This window comes from Glutamicibacter sp. V16R2B1, from assembly GCF_005774635.1.
Classification (GTDB): Bacteria; Actinomycetota; Actinomycetes; order Actinomycetales; family Micrococcaceae; genus Glutamicibacter; species Glutamicibacter creatinolyticus.
This window is the reverse complement of sequence record NZ_VATX01000013.1, coordinates 88,078-105,414: the sequence shown is the minus strand read 5'-3', so window position 1 is coordinate 105,414 and position 17,337 is coordinate 88,078. Positions and strand designations below refer to the sequence as shown.

The window sequence follows — 17,337 nt, the reverse complement described above, 5'->3', positions numbered from 1 at the left end:
GGCCCGCCGGGTGGCGGGCCGTGCCGCCAAGGCGCGCAAGGCGTGCGGCGGATCACAGTTTCCTGTATCCATTGTGCACGCTTTGCGCACCTCGGGGTGTTCCGGTTGGGTGAGTGTGACGACTGACCCTAGCCGAGTACTGCGGTCCGCTCGCTCAGCGGCACCAGGGCGGTCGGCGCGTCCCCGGCCTCAAGGGCCAGGTCCTCGAACTCGTTGACCGCGTCAAGCCCGGCGCCCATCGAGATGTTGGTGACCCGCTCCAGGATGACCTCCACGACCACCGGCACCTGGTGCTCGTCGGCCAGGCGGTTGGCCTCAGCGAAGCCGGCGGCCAGCTGGGAGGGGTCCTCCACACGCACGGCCTTGCAGCCCAGGCCCTCGGCGACCTTCACGTGGTCCACGCCGTAGCCGTTCATCTCCGGGGAGTTGATGTTCTCAAAGGCCAGGGAGACGTGGTAGTCCATCTCGAAGCCGCGCTGGGACTGGCGGATCAGGCCCAGGTAGGAGTTGTTGACCACCACGTGCACGTAGGGCAGCTTGAACTGCGCGCCCACGGCCAGTTCCTCGATCATGAACTGGAAGTCGTAGTCCCCGGAGAGGGCCACGACCTTCTCGCCCGGCTTGCCGCGCACCACGCCCAGCGCCGCCGGCCCGGTCCAGCCCAGCGGGCCGGCCTGTCCGGCGTTGATCCACTTGCGCGGGCCGAACACGTGCAGCATCTGCGCGCCGGCGATCTGGCTCAGGCCGATGGTGGACACGTAGGTGGTGTCCTGGCCGAAGGCGGCGTTCATCTCCTGGTAGACGCGCTGCGGCTTGATCGGGATGTTCTCGAAGTTGGTCTTGCGGTGCCCGGTGCCCTTGCGCTCGGTGCACTCGGCCGACCACTGGGAGTAGTCCGGCACCCGGCCGGCGGCCTTGCGCTCGCGCACCACCTCAAGGATGGCCTCAAGCGCGGCCCCGGCGTCGGAGGTGATCCCCAGGTCCGGGGAGAACACGCGCCCGATCTGGGTCGGCTCGATGTCCACGTGCACGAACTTGCGTCCGGCGCGGTAGGTGGCCAGGTCCCCGGTGTGGCGGTTGGCCCAGCGGTTGCCGATGCCCAGCACGAAGTCGGAGGCCAGGAACGTGTCGTTGCCGTACTTGGTGTGGGTCTGGATCCCGACCATGCCCGACTGCAGGCGGTGGTCGTCCGGGATCGCGCCCCAGCCCATCAGGGTCGGGGAGACCGGGATGTCCAGTTCCTCGGCCAGCTGAACCAGCGCGGCGCTGGCGTTCGCGTTGATCACCCCGCCGCCGGCGATGATGATCGGGCGCTCATGGCCGGTGAGCAGGTCCACGACCTTCTCCGCCTGGGCGCGGGACATCTGCGGGTTCTGCACCGGCAGCGGCTCGTAGGCATCGATGTCGAAGTCGATCTCGGCCATCTGCACGTTGATCGGCAGGTCGATCAGCGCCGGGCCGGGACGGTTCGAGCGCATGATCTGGAAGGCCTTGGCGAAGGTGCCCGGCACCAGGCCCGGCTCCAGCACGGTCACCGCGTACTTGGTGACCGGCTTGGCGATGGACTCGATGTCCACGGCCTGGAAGTCCTCCTTGTGCAGCACATTGGTCGGCGCCTGGCCGGTGATGCACAGCATCGGGATGGAGTCGGCGATCGCGGCGTACAGCCCGGTGATCATGTCGGTGCCGGCCGGGCCGGAGGTGCCCAGGCACAGCCCGATCTTGCCGGTGGCCCGCGAGTAGCCGTCCGCGGCGTGGCTGGCGCCCTCCACGTGGCGGTGCAGGGTGTGGCGGATCCCGCCATGGTCCTTCATGGCCGAGTACAGCGGGTTGATCGCGGCCCCGGGCAGGCCGAACGCCTCGGTGGCGCCTTCCTTCTCCAGGATCTGCACGATGGCATCTACGGTGCGCATCTTAGGCATGGGAATCACACTTCCTTGCTGGTCCGGCCGCTGGCCGGGGTCTTTCGAGAAAAGTTTGGATCCAGCCGGCGTTGGGCCGGCTGGGGTGGATAGACCTGCGACGGGACCCGCGGCTGGCACCACACGGAGCAATCACGTGGTCCTTTGCGTGGGGTCCTCGGCTCATCACACCGGCCGTCCTGGCTTCCATGAGCACGTGGGGGCCCGGGCAGTCGAAGACTTCGAGCTTCGGGACGATCTGTCAGGGAATCACTGATGTCGCTTCGACCCGGGCGCCCCTGGAGCAGGACGGCTGCGGATCCCAGGACCGCTGCGTGCGGTCTGCGGATCCCGTCACAGGAATCTTTGGGCCGGGCCGGTGTTCCCGGCCCGGGTGGCTACTCGGACTTGCCCGACAGGCGCTGTACGCCGCGGAAGAGTCCGGAGTGGTCCAGCGAGCCGTCGCCGCTGGCCACGGTGGAGCTGACCAGCTGGGCCACCAGGGCGCCCAGCGGCAGGATGACCCCGGCCTCGCGGGCGGCGGAGGTGACGATGCCCATGTCCTTGTTGTGCAGCGCCAGGCGGAAGCCCGGGCCGAATTCGCGGTCCAGGATCTTCTGGCCCTTCTGGTCCAGCACCTTCGAGCCGGCCAGCCCGCCGCCGAGCACCTGCAGCGCCGAGTCGGTGTCCACGCCGTAGGCCTCCAGGAAGACCACGGCCTCGGACAGCGCCTGGATGTTGGAGGCGACGATCAGCTGGTTCGCGGCCTTCACGGTCTGCCCGGAGCCCGAGGGGCCGACCAGCACGATGGTCTTGCCCACGGCCTCCAGCACGTCCTTGGCCTCGGAGAAGTCCGCCGGCTCGCCGCCGACCATGATGGACAGCACCCCGTCGATCGCGCCCTGCTCGCCGCCGGAGACCGGGGCGTCCAGCGGGCGCAGCCCGGCTTCGCGGGCGGCGTCGGACAGGCGCACGGCCACGTCCGGGCGGATCGAGGAGTTGTCGATCCACAGGGCGCCGGACTTCGCGTTGGCGAAGACGCCGTCCTCGCCGGTGACCACGGCTTCCACGTCCGGGGAGTCCGGCACCATGGTGATCACCACGTCGGCGTCCTTGACCGCCTCGGCGATGGTCTTTGCCGCGGTGCCGCCGGCGGCGGCCAGTTCCTCGGCCTTGGCGGCGCTGCGGTTGTAGCCGGTGACCTTGAAGCCGGCGTTGACCAGGTTCTTGGCCATGGGCAGGCCCATGATGCCCAGTCCGATAAAGGCGATGTTCTTGCTCATTTGTCCTGTTCTTTCAAAGCTGTCGAAGGCGGTGCCGGCGGGGCCGGCCTCATGCGGGAGGTGCGCTAGGCGGAGGTGCTGGCGGTTTCCAGCCAGTTGAACGCGGTCTCGCGCTCCTGCTTGTACTCCAGGGCGACCTTGCCGGTGTAGCCCAGTTCGCGGGAGCGGTCGATCCAGTCGAACAGCGGCAGGTTGCCGGTGCCCGGTGCGCCACGGCCCGGGTTGTCCGCGATCTGGATGTGGCCGAAGTCCTTGGCGTGCTGCTCGATCACCGCGGCGACGTCATCCCCGTTCACGGCCAGGTGGTAGAAGTCGGCCAGCAGGGCGATGTTCTGGTTGCCGGCGGCCTTGACCTTGTTGATGACCTCCAGCGCGTCGGCGGCGGTCTTCAGCGGGTAGGCCGCGGTGCCGGAGACCGGCTCGATCAGCACGGTGCCGCCGATGCGGGCCACGCCCTCGGTGGCGGCGAGAAGGTTCTTCAGACCCAGCTCGTCCTGCTCGGCCGGGGTGTATTCCTCCTGGCGGTTGCCGTAGAGCGCATTGAAGGCCTTGCAACCGGTGGCCTCGCCGATCGCGGCGACCACTTCCACGTTCGCCTTGAACTCGGAGCAGCGGCCCTTCCAGGACACCAGCCCGCGGTCGCCGCCGGGCATGTCACCGGCGTAGAAGTTCAGTCCGTCCAGCTGCACGCCGGCGTCCGTGAGGGAGGCGACGAACTTATCCACGTCCTTGTCGCCGGGCACGGCCTCGGCGAACGGCCACCAGAATTCCACGCTGTCGAAGCCCGCGGCCTTGGCGGCGGCTGCGCGTTCCAGGATCGGCAGTTCGGTCAGCAAGATCGAGCAGTTCAGTGTGTAGGACACGTCGTTCCCTCCTTGAAGTCTTTCCATAATTTCAACATGTGGAAACTATGTTTTGGTTTATGGAAACTTTATGGCGAGATCTGGGTCACTGTCAAGGGGGTTGCGTAACGCGGCGAACATCTGGGGGCGGGGCCGGGAAATTCCGTGGCGAACCCGCCAGCGACCGGTCAAGGACAGGGCGAACGGCAGCTTGCCTTGAGGTATCCGGCCCGTGAAGCCCGCCGGATCACGCGGCAACGGGACGACCATCGCGCGCACCGCGGGCACCACGGCACCCCTTCACCCGCCCTGTGGCATTGCGGAGTATTTTTCCGCATCGCAGAAGGCAGACACTCCGCCTGACGGAAAACCAGTGGTCAATAGTTATCGGCATCCGGAGAAATTCGCCCCGTGGGACGTTGCGGTACCCCGCTGCTGTCCAGGGTGGGGACCGCGGCGATATTCAGGCGATCCTGTCCGAACGCATGAAGCCATACCGGAACCGTGAACTACCACCGCAGCAAGGTTGAAGCCGGCCGCATGCCGCCCTCACCGCCCAGCCGCGCTCAGGCCAACCAGCGCTGGGCTTGGTCCGGCGCCGAAGGGCCGCCGCCCTCGGGGCGCAGCACCGGCAGCACCCCGGGCGGCACCGGCTGGTGGACGTGGGTGCGCTGCAGGGCTGCGGCCACCACGTCGTACACCGAATGCCGGCGTGCGTACGCCTGGCGCTGGAAATGAGCGCCGCTGCCGTGGCGCAGGATCCCCTGCACCCCCTGGCGCACCGGATCCAGCTCACCGAGCTCCTCCAGCACCGGGCGCACCGCGCGCAGCAGCCCGGCCACCACCTCGGTGGCCGGGGCCGGCGCGCCGCTGGCCGGGTCGACCAGCGCACCGCTCACCCCTGCCCGGCTGGCCTGAAAGCTCCACAGCCGCAGTTCGGCGGCCGGAACCTGCACCGGCGGCCGCTGGGTGTCGCGGGCCGCGGTTTCCACCAGGGCGCGCACGAGGGTGGCGATCACCGCCGCGTGGGCCGGGTCAAGGCAGACGTCGGTGATGCGCACCTCCACGGTGGGCTGGTGCTCGCACACCCGCACGTCGAAGTACAGCATCCCGGCATCCAGCGGCACCCCGGTCCTCAGCAGCGCCTGCTGGTGGCGTTCATAGCCCTGCACGGAGCCGAACAGCTCGCTGGGCCCGGAGGTGGGCCAGCGCGACCACACCTGGTAGCGGTAGGAGCCGTACCCCGAGTCCCGGCCCGCCCAGAACGGGGAGTTCGCGCTCAGCGCCAGCAGGGTGGGCAGCCAGATGCGGATCCGGTCCACCACCGCCACGGCCTCCTCGGGCGAATCGATCTCCACGTGCACGTGGAAGCCGTTGGTCAGCTGCTCGTCGGCGGTGATGCCGAACAATTCCTCCATCTTACGGAAGCGGGGCTTGGGCACCAGGTGGGAGACCAGGCGTTGCGGCGGCACCGGCAGCGCCACCACCTGCCCGCCCACATTCGCGGCGGCGCTGGCCGCCAGGGCGCGTCCGGTGCGGATCGCCTCCAGCTGCCCGGCCAGGCTCGTCTGCGGCGGACACACGATCTCCAGCTGTTCCTGCTTCAGCTCCACGGTCAACTGGTGTCCCGTTGCGGCCGTGCCGGGCGCCGAAGCCACGGCCTGCTCGGCCGCCGCCAGCGGCTCCAGCGTGAGCCCGTCGACCAGCAGCAGTTCTTCCTCCACACCAAATGTGCGCATCAGCCGGCCCTCCCCGTCTTGCTTGACGATGCCGCCCGGCTCCCCGCGCCGTGCGGATCCGAACCGTCCGGAAGGCCATGGCCTTGGCCTGCCGCGTCCTTGGCCGGCAACCGGCACGACCAGCAGGAGACCTGGTGGCATCTTGGTGCAGTGAACACTAATAGCGGCCCCGACATCCGTGGGGTTTTCCCCAAAAGTCTCAGGTCACATCCAGCCGACTGGCCTTGCGCATCGCTCACCGCCTACCGCTGAAGGCAGCCTTCCCCGCTGCCGGAAGCACACGTGAAGAACGACCTCCCACGGCTTTCCCCATCTGGTTGTGGTCGGGGTCATAGTGTCGGTGGGGGTTGGGATGATGGGGTATGGGCAGAAAAGAGATCTTCGATTCCGGGGATGACGTCCACCGGTTACCGATCCTGGCCAGCGGTTTTCGGGACCACTGGGGCATCGACGGGGTGCTGTATGCCGGGATCGATTACAAGCTTGCGTGCCAGCCCCTGACCTCGGCCGTGACCGATGAGTTACTGGCGGCCGCGCCGGGGTCCCCGGGTGAGGTGCTGGAGCGGTTGGGAACGGTGGGGCGGCTGCGTTCGATGCTCGATGCCGTTGAGGCGGTGTTGCTGGCCGAGGGGCTGGAGCTGTCGTATTTGCAGGACCGGCAGAAGGGCATCACTGATCCGCTGCAGTTGGCCAGTATCCAGAAGTACGGGGTGAAGCCGGGCTCGGAGCAGGTGATCCGGCAGAATTTCGTGGCCGAGGCGTCCTTGGCCACCCGCACCACTGAGTACTCGACCAATGCCCGCTTGTTGGTGGCTGAGGGGTTGCGTCAGTTGTGTCCGCGCACCTTGGAGGCGTTGCTGCAGGGGCAGATCACTACCCGCAGCGCGATCACGGTGATTCGTTCCAGTCAGGATCTGCAGCCGGAGCAGGTGGGGCAGTTGGAGCAGAACCTGTTGCCGGTGGCCCGGCGGGATACTGATGCGCAGGTGAGTAAGCGGGCGAAGAAGCTGCGCACCCAGATGCTGCCCGAGGCCCCGGCCACCCGGCGTGAACGCCGGGTGGAGGAGCGCTATGTGCGGTGGTGGGCCGAGCCTGATGGGATGGCCGCGTTGCAGGCGTGCCTGCCGGCGGAGGACATCATGGCGATCATGAAGAACATCACCGCGCACGCCAATGAGCACCGGGAGCCGGATGAGCAGCGCAGCGACGCGCAGCTGCATGCCGATGTTTTCCGGGACGTGCTGATCCAGGGGTGGCCACAGAGGCCCGGGCCGGGGGTGCGGGTGAAGCTGCACGTGTTGTTGCCGGCCCTTCAGTTGTTGGCCGCCCCGGGGACCGCGTTGGCCGAGTTGCAGGGGTACGGGCCGATCCCGGCTCCGGTGGCGTTGGCGTTGGCCCGGCACGCCCCGTCCTTTGCCCGGGTGCTTACCGATCCGTGGGACGGGGCCCCGATCGATGTGGGCCGTACCCGGTACCGGCCTCCGGCGGCGTTGCAGGAGCTGGTGCAGTTGCGTGATGAGCATTGCCAGTTCCCTGGGTGCCGGCGCCCGGCGGAGCGGTGCGAGATCGATCATGTCAAGGACTGGGCCAAGGGCGGGACCACCACCCGGGATAACACCAAATTGTTGTGTACCCGGCATCAGATGTTCAAACACGCGTTGCGGTGGCAGAGCCAGTTCCTGCCTGATGGGTCGGTGCGCTGGGAATCCCCGAACGGGTTGGTGCACTTTTCCGATCCGGGCAGCCTGACCACCGTGAATGGCCGCTCCAACTACACGATGAGCGCTCCTTCACGACAGGCGGTGTATGTGGATGAGAAGCTGCGTGAGGTGTTGGCGTTGCATGAGATACCGCCGGGCACTCCGGGGTATTGGCATGATCCCAGCGACCCGGACCTGACCTCGCAAATCCCCGGGGACCCGCCACCGGGCGCCGGGAACCGGGCACCACCCGGCCCACCGGGCGACGACCTCGACCCGCCGGGCGATGACCCGGAACCGCCGGATGCCACCTTGCCCTGGCATGCCGGGGATGAGCTGGAACCTGGCTAATCCCATCGGTCCGTGATGCGCCGTCGGCCTGTGGCCGCCCCACCCCGGGACGGCCACAGGCGCCAGCGATGTTTGTTCAGACCGCGACCCTGATTCCCTTGGCTCAAGTTCCACCTCGCAAGCTTGTTTCCAGCCTCTATTCCGCTGGACAGAATGAATTCATTCCGCAGGGCAAGAGGAATCCCTTCCGTATGCTGGAAGCGAATTATTTGCTTGCGGAATCAGCATGGCACCACTACAGTAAGAGCACCATTAGTGATGTGGCACACATCTCGGAGTTCTTTCTCAGGAGCAGCCATGATCAGTCTCGATCTGATTCTCTGCAGCGCCCATATGGGCCGGCAGTGGATTCGCCGTTCGCACTACGCCGCGAAACGCAACGCGGCGCTGGCCGGCCACTATGCCGGCTACAAAGATACTTTTCTGCGCGTCTGAGATTTCCTTTTTCCTCCGCACGCCCCGCCCATGATTTTGGCGCTGGCGTTTCCGGAGAGGCACCCTTTGCCTGCGGCCCCTGTCGCTCTGACCACTTCGCCGCAACCTTCCATACCGAATCAGCTCATTTGCCCTCGGTTCTCCTTAACTTTTGCAGTCCGCTTTGCGCTGCCCGCAGCCGCTGCCTTGGCCTGCCATAAATCTCAGAGGATCCTGACCAATGTCTATCCCCAACGCCGTAACGGCGCCTCAAAGCACCCCAACCACTGATGTCCCATTGGGCATCGACCCCTCCAATCCGCACCAGCTGTCCGCTTCGCTCTACAACGAAGACCTGGCACCGACCGCCCAAAAGGGCAGAACGTGGAACGCCTACAGCATCTTCACCCTCTGGGCCAACGATGTGCACTCACTGGGCAACTACACATTTGCCATCGGCCTCTTTGCCCTGGGCATGAGCGGATGGCAGATTCTAGGCGCGTTGGGAATCGGAGCCATCTTGCTCTTTGCCCTGTTGACCCTCTCCGGATTCATGGGAGAGAAGACCGGCGTTCCCTTCCCGGTCATGAGCCGCATTGCGTTTGGCATCACCGGCGCGCAGCTTCCGGCGCTCCTTCGCGGCGCGGTCGCCATCGCCTGGTTCGGCATCCAAACCTTCCTGGCCTCCCAGGTCCTCAGCGTCATGGTGATCGCCTTGGCCCCGGGGGCTGCTTCCCTGCAGGAAACCAGCTTCCTCGGTCTCGACGTGCTGGGCTGGATCTGCTTTGTTTCCCTGTGGATCCTGCAGCTGGTCATCGTCAGTTATGGGATGGAGATGATCCGCAAGTATGAGGCCTTCGCCGGTCCGGTCATCCTTGTCACGTTCCTTGCCCTGGCCGTGTGGATGCTGTTCGAATCCGGGTTCAACATCGCGCTGGATGCCGGCACTCCCCGCAGTGGGCTGGACATGTGGATCGGCGTGTTCGGCGCAGCAGCGCTGTGGGTCTCCATCTACGGCACCTTCGTGTTGAACTTCTGCGATTTCACCCGCGGCGCGATCTCTAAGAAGGCAATCGTGCGCGGCAACTTCTTTGGAATCCCGCTGAACATGCTGTTCTTCGGTGCGATTGTGGTGGTGCTGACCGGCACCCAGTTCTCCATCAACGGAACCATCATTGACTCCCCGTCAGATGTCGTTCAGGCCATTCCGAACACGGCGTTGCTGTTGCTGGCATCCGGCGCCCTGTTGGTGCTGACCATCGCGGTGAACCTGATGGCGAACTTCGTCGCACCCACGTACGCCCTGAACAACCTGTTCCCCAAGCACCTGAACTTCCGCCGGGCTGCGCTGATCTCTGGGGTAATCGGGTTGGTCATCCTGCCGTGGAACCTGTACAACTCACCGGAAATCATCAACTACTTCCTGGGCGGCCTGGGCGCGCTGCTCGGCCCGCTGTTCGGGATCATCATGGCCGACTACTGGCTGGTGCGCCGGGCACGCATCAACGTCGTGGACCTCTACCGCACCTCCCCCAACGGCACCTACTACTTCACGCGTGGCGTGAACTACCGTGCCGTGGCAGCGCTGGCCATCAGCTCCGTGGTGGCCCTGCTGCTTGCTTTCCTTCCTGCCCTGCATATTGTCGGTCCGTTCGCCTGGTTCCTGGGCTCGGGCAGCGGCGCACTGGTATACCTGCTGCTCGCCAAGCGACAGCATGACCTGGCGGATATCGATGGCGAAGCCATCGCCGTAGTGGCAAAGCACTAGAGGGAAGGGAAAAGACCATGCGAATTCTCGTCCTGAACGTGAACACCACTGCCTCAATGACCACCGCCATCGGAGACTCCGCGCGCGAAGTGGCCTCCCCCGGGACGCAGATTATTGAGCTCACCCCCGATTTCGGCGCCGACAGCTGCGAAGGAAACTTCGAAAGCTACTTGGCGGCGATCGCCGTCATCGACAAAGTGGTCAACTATCCTGAGCCGTTCGATGCGGTAATCCAGGCTGGCTACGGGGAGCACGGCCGTGAAGGCCTGCAGGAATTGCTGGAAGTGCCGGTCGTGGACATCACCGAGGCGGCGGCGTCCACGGCCCAGTTCCTCGGGCACAAGTACTCGGTGGTGACTACGCTGGATCGGACGGTTCCGCTGATCGAGGACCGGCTGAAGTTGGCCGGGCTGACCGACCGGCTCGCCTCGGTGCGGGCCAGCGGACTGGGGGTCCTGGAATTGGAGTCGGATCCGCAACGCGCCATCAAAGCCATCGTCGATCAGTCCCGGCGTGCGGTGCAGGAGGACAAGGCCGAGGTGATCTGCCTGGGCTGCGGCGGCATGGCCGAGCTCGAGCACCAGGTCCGCGAAGCCACCGGCGTTCCGATCGTTGACGGCGTGCGCGCTGCGGTCACCATCGCTGAGTCAATGGTCCGAATGGGCCTGTCCACCTCAAAGGTGCGCACCTACGCCCCACCGCGGCCCAAGCGGGTCATTGGCTGGCCCCTGACGAGGTTGACGGAAGTCAACGCCGCGTCCTGATAGAAACTCACTGCGGGGCGGTCCAAAGTGCCGGACCGCCCCGCAGTGAGTGCCTTCAGGTGATTTCTTTGCCGCGGGCCTTCAGGAGCATCTCCCTTAAGCCTTGAATCTCATTCGCCCGGGATTCCCAATAGTCGGCATCGAGCCCGAAACCCATGGAGGCTTCTTGAGCTTGCGCCTTGAAATAGTCTCTGTAGTCTTCCAAAGCGTCGTTCAGATCGGCTAACTGGTCATCGCTTAGTTCAAGGAGCAGCGTCCTCACTTCCATAAGCAACCTCCTTCAGCACTGTAGGTGGCGGGCCCAAGGCTCTCAAGGCTAGCGCTTGCAGTTTGAAACTCCCAGCCCCGCGTCCAGCCCTTTGCGCAATCTCTAACGTGGTGCCCTGCTGGCTCTCGTGATTCGGCACCCGCCAGTACATCATTAGTGCACCCCAAGCGCTCCCTAAGCCGATCCAGGACATGGCGGAAGCACGCCGCCTAAATCACCGAGCCCAGCTCAATGTCCTTTCCGCCGTAGGCTCAGCGGTGACCAAAGTGGCCGCCGATGGAGTGAGGTCGGCAGGGAATTCTTGAGCAGCCAGCTCCTGGTTCAGCACAAGGCAGACGGCACTTCTGTCCGGCGTTCGGAAGCCGGGCACCGCGCCGCCCTTGCACAATGACTTCAATGTCAGCGTCACCCAAAACTACCGACGGGGCCTTTCCGCCGCGGTGGCGGCGCTCCCCATTCGGGGGCAACGGCCTCGCCACTGACCGGGTGCCAACTAACCACTCTGCGTCCCCCTCGCAACTGCTTCGGGCTGGAAGCCGGGCGCGAAAGTGCCGCCCGGGCCCACCAAGAACTAATTCTCCAAGGGGCCGGCGTGAAGCACGACGGAAGGTAGCCCGCCCCCGGCGGCCAAGTGAATGTCGGGAGTCGAAAGCCGGGCACAATACCAGCCGCCAGGAGCCTTCGCCAACGAAAATGTCCCGGAATTCTCTTTTTCTCGGATTCCGGAAACAATTTGGTTCGTTATTCAGGCAGGCGCGCCTTGTTGTGCGCGGAAAAATCCTTGAAAACCCGCACTTTCGGACTTTGTACCCCATTAGGTGTGATTTGAATAACCATATCTGCGGAGTGCAGAGCACATGGAGCTTAGGCTAAGCTAATTTCAGATCAACCTCGCTGGCCGCCGCTCGGTGGCCCCGGAACGATAGGAAATCATGGCCTCTGTGAAACTGCGCGCCGCTGCGCTGCTTGGCATCGCCGCTCTGTCCCTGACCGCCTGCGGTTCGAACGCCTCGACCCCAGAGTCGAGCGCTTCGTCCTCCGAGGGCGCCTCGACCGTCACGTTCGAGGACAACAACGGCGAGCACACCATCGATGTCCCGGCAAAGTCCGTGGTCGCCACCGACAACCGCACCTTCGAGACCCTGGACTCCTGGGGCGTGGAGCTCTCGGCCGCAGCGGTTTCGCTGATGCCGGACACCATCGGCTACACCAAGGACAAGGACCTGATCGACCTGGGCAGCCACCGCGAGCCTGACCTGGAATCGGTCGTCGCCGTGGAACCGGACCTGATCATCAACGGCCAGCGCTTCACCCAGTACGAGAAGGACTTCAAGAAGCTGGCCCCTGAGGCCACCATCGTCTCCCTGGACCCGCGCGAGGACAAGCCGTTCGGCGAGGAACTCAAGCGCCAGACCACCGTGCTGGGCCAGATCTTCCACAAGGAAGACGAAGCCAAGAAACTGACCGACGAGTTCGACAAGGCCGTCGAACGCGCCAAGGCCGCCTACAACAAGGACCAGAAGGTGATGGGCGTCATCACCTCCGGCGGCAACATCAACTACTCGGCACCGTCCACCGGCCGCACCCTTGGCCCGCTGTTCGACCTGCTGGATCTGACCCCGGCCCTTGAGGTTGACGAGTCCTCCACCGACCACCAGGGTGATGACATCTCCGTTGAGGCCATCGCCAAGTCCAACCCGGACTGGATCCTGGTCATGGACCGCGATGCCGCAGTGGCCGCCGATGAGCCGGACTACAAGCCGGCCGCCGACCTGCTGAAGAACTCGGATGCGCTGAAGAACGTCACCGCCGCCAAGGAAGGCAACGTCCTGGTGATGCCGGCTGACACCTACACCAACGAGGGCATCCAGACCTACACCGAATTCATCAATGACTTCGCTGATGCGCTCGAAGGCAAGTAGCCCCAACGCGCACTGACCCAGTGGTGGACGCAGCCAACCGGCGGCGTCCACCACTGTGGCGTCTCACCACACCTTCGCAGTAACGGCAGGACCATGACCAGCACCGTCACCACACAGCCGCCCCGGGGCAGGCTCTTCGAACCCAAGCTGCTGCTTGGGATCCTTGGAGTCCTGATCCTGCTGGGCTTTTCGCTTTTTACCGGCGTCTACGACATTTTCGGCGCCGAGGATGGTGGGGACATGTTCGCCATCACCCGCATCCCGCGCACCATCGCCCTGGTTCTGGCTGGCGCGGCCATGGCCATGAGCGGGCTGGTGATGCAGCTGCTGACCCAGAACCGGTTCGTGGAGCCCACCACCACCGGCACCACCGAATGGGCGGGCCTGGGCCTGCTCACGGTGATGATCCTTGCCCCGAACGCCGGGATCCTGACCAAGATGAGCGTGGCAGTATTATTCGCGTTCATCGGCACCATGCTCTTCTTCCTGTTCCTGCAGCGGGTTTCACTCAAGGCCTCGCTGACCGTGCCGATCGTGGGCATCATGCTCGGCGCCGTGGTCGGGGCGGTCTCCACGTTCCTGGCGCTGACCACCGACATGCTCCAGTCCCTGGGGATCTGGTTCGCCGGGTCCTTCACCTCCGTGCTGCGCGGACAGTACGAGGTGCTGTGGATCGTGGCCCTGGTGGCGGTGGCGATCTTCCTGGTCGCGGATCGCTTCACCGTGGCCGGGCTGGGTGAGGAGATCGCCACCAATGTGGGGCTGAACTACCGCCAGGTGATGCTCATCGGCACCGGGCTGATCGCAATCGCCACCGGTGTGGTGACCGTGGTGGTGGGCAACCTGCCGTTCCTGGGGCTGATCGTGCCGAACATCGTCTCCATGTTCCGCGGCGATGACCTGCGCAGCAACCTGCCGTGGGTGTGCCTGCTGGGCATCGCGATCGTGACCGTCTGCGACCTGATCGGGCGCACCATCATCATGCCCTTCGAGATCCCGGTCTCGCTGATCCTGGGTGTGGTCGGTTCGGTGGTCTTCATCGCCCTGTTGTTGAGGCAGCGTCGAAATGGCTAGTCTGATGAGTGAGAACCCGACGATGTCCCAATCCATGCCCCCAAACTTCGCCCCGCTGCGCCAGTCCGGCGCGCTGCCCTCCAAGAAGGTGCGCACCCGCTACTGGGTGATCCTCTCGCTGCTGATCCTGGCGGCCCTGGGCTTCAGCTACGGCTTTTTGGCCCTGGACAACCCGATGCCGGTGGGCAGTGAGGGCTTCTGGCGGATCGCCGAACTGCGCGCCACGTCGCTGACCACCATGGTGATCGTGTCGATCTGCCAGGCGGTGGCCACCGTCAGCTTCCAGACGGTCACCAACAACCGGATCATCACCCCCTCGATCATGGGCTTTGAATCCCTGTTCGTGGCGGTGCAGACCTCCTCGGTGTTCTTCATGGGCGCGGCCGGGATCGTGGCGCTGCAGGGGGTGACCCAGTTCGTGCTGCAGGTGGCGATCATGGTCGCCCTGTCGGTGGCGCTGTACGGTTGGCTGCTCTCGGGCAAGTTCGGCAACATCCAGATCATGCTGCTGATTGGCATCATCATCGGTGCGGGCCTGGGCTCGGTGTCCACGTTCATGCAGCGCATGCTCGCCCCCAGCGAGTTCGACATCCTCACCGCCCGGCTCTTCGGCTCGATCTCCAACGCGGACGTGAGCTACTTCCCGGTGGCGATCCCGCTGATGGCGGTCTCCGCGCTGTTCCTGATCCTGTCCTCCAAGCGGCTGAACGTGGTCGCCCTGGGCCGGGACACCACCATGAACCTGGGCATCAACCACCGCGGCGAGGTGATGCGCACCCTGTTCTTCGTCTCGATCCTGATGGCCGTGTCCACCGCGCTGGTGGGCCCGCTGACCTTCTTCGGCTTCTTGGCCGCGATGCTCTCCTACCAGCTGGCCGACACCTACGACCACCGCTACATCTTCCCGATGGCCGCGCTGACCGGGTTCGTGATCCTGGCCGGGGCCTACTTCATCATGAAGAACGTCTTCTACGCCCAGGGCGTGGTGGGCATCATCATTGAACTGGTTGGCGGCACCGCATTCCTCATCTTCGTCCTCAGAAAGGGCCGGCTGTGATTACCCTCAAAGACGTCCGCAAGCAGTACAGCAGCGAAGTGGCCATCGGGCCGGTGACGCTGCAGATCCCGGCCGGGGGCATCACCGCGCTGGTGGGCCCGAACGGCGCGGGCAAGTCCACCATGCTGACCATGGTCGGGCGCCTGCTCGGCCTGGATGAGGGCACCATCGAGGTGGCCGGCTACGACGTGGCCTCCACCGCCTCGAAGGACCTGGCCAAGATCGTCTCGATCCTGCGCCAGGAGAACCACTTCGTCACCCGCCTGACCGTGCGCCAGCTGGTCGGCTTTGGCCGCTTCCCACACTCCAAGGGGCGGCTGACCCGCAAGGATGAGGAGATCATCTCCCAGGCGATCGACTTCCTGAACCTGAACGACCTGGAGGACCGCTACCTGGACCAGCTCTCCGGCGGTCAGCGTCAGCGCGCCTACGTGGCCATGGTGCTGGCCCAGGACACCGACTACGTGCTGCTGGATGAGCCGCTGAACAACCTGGACATGAAGCACTCGGTGCAGATGATGAAGCACCTGCGCAAGGCCGCCCAGGAGCTGGGGCGCACGATCGTGATCGTGTTGCACGACATCAACTTCGCCGGGCACTACTCGGACTACATCTGCGCCATGAAGAAGGGCCAGGTCGTGGAGTTCGGCTCCCCCGAGGCGATCATGCGCGATGAGGTGCTCTCCGCCGTGTTCGACACCCCGGTACGCGTCATCGAGGGCCCGGAGGGCCCGCTGGCGGTCTACTACTAAATCCCCGCATGGGGCCGCAGCGGCCCCCTTGGATCCCGAAAGGCCGACCGATGAGCCAGGACTCAACCCTGCTGCACACCGGCTGGCCGATGTGGGTGATGCTGGTGCTGGTGACGGGGATCGCCGCCCTCTTCGCCCAGCGCTTTCTGCTGCTGCCGGCCCGCCAGATCCTCACCGCGGTGTTGCGCGCCCTGGCGCAGATGCTGGTGGTCGCGCTGGCGATCTCCCAGCTCTCCCGGTCCTGGTGGCTGACCGTCCTGTTCCTGCTGCTGATGTTCGCGGTGGCCGCATTGACCAGTACCCGGCGGATCGGCGCCTTGGCCTGGTGGGGGCCGGGCATCGCCATTGGCGCGGGCGTGCTGCCGGTGGTGGGCGTCATGCTGGCCTTTGGGGTGCTGCCGTTCTCCTCCCTGGCCCTGGTGGCGGTGGTCGGGCAACTGATCGGCGGGGCCATGAGCGCCACCTCGCTGGCCGGACGCCGCATCCGGCAGGAGCTCAAGCAGCGGCACGGCGAAGTGGAGGCGGCGCTCGCCCTGGGTCTGCCTCCGGCTCAGGCCCGCAGTCTGGTGGGCCGTCCCGTGGCTGCCGAGGCGCTGTTTCCCGGGCTGGATCAGACCCGCACCGTGGGCACCGTGACACTGCCCGGGGCCTTCGTCGGTTTGGTGCTGGGCGGAGCCAGCCCCCTGGATGCCGGGCTGGTGCAGCTGATCATGCTGATCAACCTGCTCGCGGTGCAGGCGGTGGCGGTCACCGTGGTGGCGGTGCTGGTTGAACGCGGGACCGCGGACCGGCCGGAACGGACACCGGGCGCCAAGCGAGCCGTAGCAGCCCACGAAGACCGGCCAGTTTCCGCCGCGGCTCAGCCGGCTTCCCCGCGCGGGGCCCGGGCCAGCAGCCGGTAGATGTAGCCCAGCCCCGCCAGCGCATGCAGCACGGCCCCGAGCCCGGTCAACAGCACCGCCGGCTCGGCCAGCGCCTGCCACTGCGGCACCCGGGCGATGAGCACCAGGACCAGCCCCACCATCAGCACCGCGGTGCGCACCTTGCCGATGATGCTCACCGAAAGGCTGCCTGGATCCTTGGCGAAAAACAGGCTGACCGTCACGGCAAGATCCATCAGCAACGTCAGGACCGCAATCCACCAGGGCAGCAGACCGCCAATGGTCAGGGCCACCAGGATCAGGGCCACCCCGATGCGGTCCGCGATGGGGTCCAGGATCTGGCCGAAGCGGCTGGTCTGATTCAGGCGCCGGGCCAAGAAGCCGTCGACCCAGTCGGTGGTGCCAAAAATGGCCGCGAGCACCAGGGTGAGGACCGGCTGCCCGCCACTGATGATGAACCCGCAGATGGGAAGAATCAGCAGCAAGCGCAGCAGCGTCACCAGGTTCGGGATGGTGCGCCAGTCTCCGGGGCGCAGCTGAAGGATCTCGCTCATCACGCTGCCCTGCCGTCAGGGGAAATTCTTGGCCACGGCGCCCGGGGGCCGGTGAAGCGTGGGGGCA

The 17,337-nt window shown here is 65.6% G+C and carries 15 protein-coding genes; 9 read left to right on the top strand and 6 right to left on the bottom strand.

Annotation, left to right across the window (positions count from 1 at the left end; all coding sequences use genetic code 11):
* Positions 1–128 precede the first annotated feature (128 nt).
* From gcl to FDN03_RS09495, 4 genes are all read right to left on the bottom strand, one after another.
* Positions 129–1,922, bottom strand: coding sequence for a glyoxylate carboligase (gene gcl / locus FDN03_RS09510; RefSeq protein ID WP_138176334.1), 1,794 nt, complete (start codon positions 1,920–1,922; stop codon positions 129–131).
* 377 nt (positions 1,923–2,299) lie between these two features.
* The gene (locus FDN03_RS09505) at positions 2,300–3,184 is read right to left on the bottom strand and encodes a 2-hydroxy-3-oxopropionate reductase (protein ID WP_138176332.1); all 885 of its coding nucleotides are present in this window, start codon (positions 3,182–3,184) and stop codon (positions 2,300–2,302) included.
* A gap of 65 nt (positions 3,185–3,249) precedes the next feature.
* Complete coding sequence (locus FDN03_RS09500; RefSeq protein WP_138176330.1) at positions 3,250–4,047, bottom strand: TIM barrel protein; 798 nt, start codon at positions 4,045–4,047, stop codon at positions 3,250–3,252.
* A gap of 545 nt (positions 4,048–4,592) precedes the next feature.
* On the bottom strand, positions 4,593–5,765 hold the full coding sequence (locus FDN03_RS09495; protein WP_138176328.1) for a glutamate--cysteine ligase: 1,173 nt from the start codon (positions 5,763–5,765) through the stop codon (positions 4,593–4,595).
* A 362-nt stretch (positions 5,766–6,127) separates the two neighbouring features.
* Between FDN03_RS09495 and FDN03_RS09490 the strand changes: the two genes are divergently transcribed.
* The 4 genes from FDN03_RS09490 (at position 6,128) to FDN03_RS09480 (ending at position 10,762) form a co-directional block, all read left to right on the top strand.
* Positions 6,128–7,816 carry an HNH endonuclease signature motif containing protein gene (locus FDN03_RS09490; protein WP_138176326.1) on the top strand — a complete coding sequence of 563 codons (1,689 nt, stop codon included), beginning with the start codon at positions 6,128–6,130 and terminating at the stop codon, positions 7,814–7,816.
* 297 nt (positions 7,817–8,113) lie between these two features.
* The gene (locus FDN03_RS16425; RefSeq protein ID WP_171021197.1) at positions 8,114–8,251 is read left to right on the top strand and encodes a hypothetical protein; all 138 of its coding nucleotides are present in this window, start codon (positions 8,114–8,116) and stop codon (positions 8,249–8,251) included.
* A gap of 220 nt (positions 8,252–8,471) precedes the next feature.
* A complete protein-coding gene (locus tag FDN03_RS09485; RefSeq protein WP_138176324.1) occupies positions 8,472–9,998 on the top strand; it encodes an NCS1 family nucleobase:cation symporter-1 in 1,527 nt (508 codons plus the stop codon).
* A gap of 17 nt (positions 9,999–10,015) precedes the next feature.
* Entirely contained in the window at positions 10,016–10,762 is a 747-nt protein-coding gene (locus FDN03_RS09480) for an aspartate/glutamate racemase family protein (RefSeq protein ID WP_138176322.1), read from the top strand.
* Between the two features lie 55 nt (positions 10,763–10,817).
* Here FDN03_RS09480 and FDN03_RS09475 read toward each other — a convergent pair whose 3' ends face one another.
* Positions 10,818–11,030 (bottom strand): hypothetical protein, encoded by a 213-nt coding sequence (locus FDN03_RS09475; protein ID WP_138176320.1) that lies wholly within the window; start codon positions 11,028–11,030, stop codon positions 10,818–10,820.
* A 932-nt stretch (positions 11,031–11,962) separates the two neighbouring features.
* Between FDN03_RS09475 and FDN03_RS09470 the strand changes: the two genes are divergently transcribed.
* The 5 genes from FDN03_RS09470 (at position 11,963) to FDN03_RS09450 (ending at position 16,737) form a co-directional block, all read left to right on the top strand.
* Entirely contained in the window at positions 11,963–12,952 is a 990-nt protein-coding gene (locus FDN03_RS09470; RefSeq protein ID WP_138176318.1) for an ABC transporter substrate-binding protein, read from the top strand.
* 93 nt (positions 12,953–13,045) lie between these two features.
* Positions 13,046–14,026: an iron chelate uptake ABC transporter family permease subunit gene (locus FDN03_RS09465; protein WP_138176316.1), complete on the top strand. Its 981-nt coding sequence runs from the start codon at positions 13,046–13,048 to the stop codon at positions 14,024–14,026.
* Positions 14,027–14,030: 4 nt separating this feature from the next.
* On the top strand, positions 14,031–15,083 hold the full coding sequence (locus FDN03_RS09460) for an iron chelate uptake ABC transporter family permease subunit (RefSeq protein WP_138176314.1): 1,053 nt from the start codon (positions 14,031–14,033) through the stop codon (positions 15,081–15,083).
* A complete protein-coding gene (locus tag FDN03_RS09455; RefSeq protein WP_054821034.1) occupies positions 15,080–15,835 on the top strand; it encodes an ABC transporter ATP-binding protein in 756 nt (251 codons plus the stop codon). The genes FDN03_RS09460 and FDN03_RS09455 overlap by 4 nt, the downstream gene beginning before the upstream one ends.
* Before the next feature lie 50 nt (positions 15,836–15,885).
* On the top strand, positions 15,886–16,737 hold the full coding sequence (locus FDN03_RS09450) for an ABC transporter permease (RefSeq protein ID WP_138176312.1): 852 nt from the start codon (positions 15,886–15,888) through the stop codon (positions 16,735–16,737).
* On the opposite strand, the gene FDN03_RS09445 is transcribed toward FDN03_RS09450, so the two are convergent.
* A complete protein-coding gene (locus FDN03_RS09445; RefSeq protein ID WP_138176310.1) occupies positions 16,695–17,270 on the bottom strand; it encodes a CDP-alcohol phosphatidyltransferase family protein in 576 nt (191 codons plus the stop codon). The genes FDN03_RS09450 and FDN03_RS09445 overlap by 43 nt on opposite strands.
* Between the last annotated feature and the right edge of the window lie 67 nt (positions 17,271–17,337).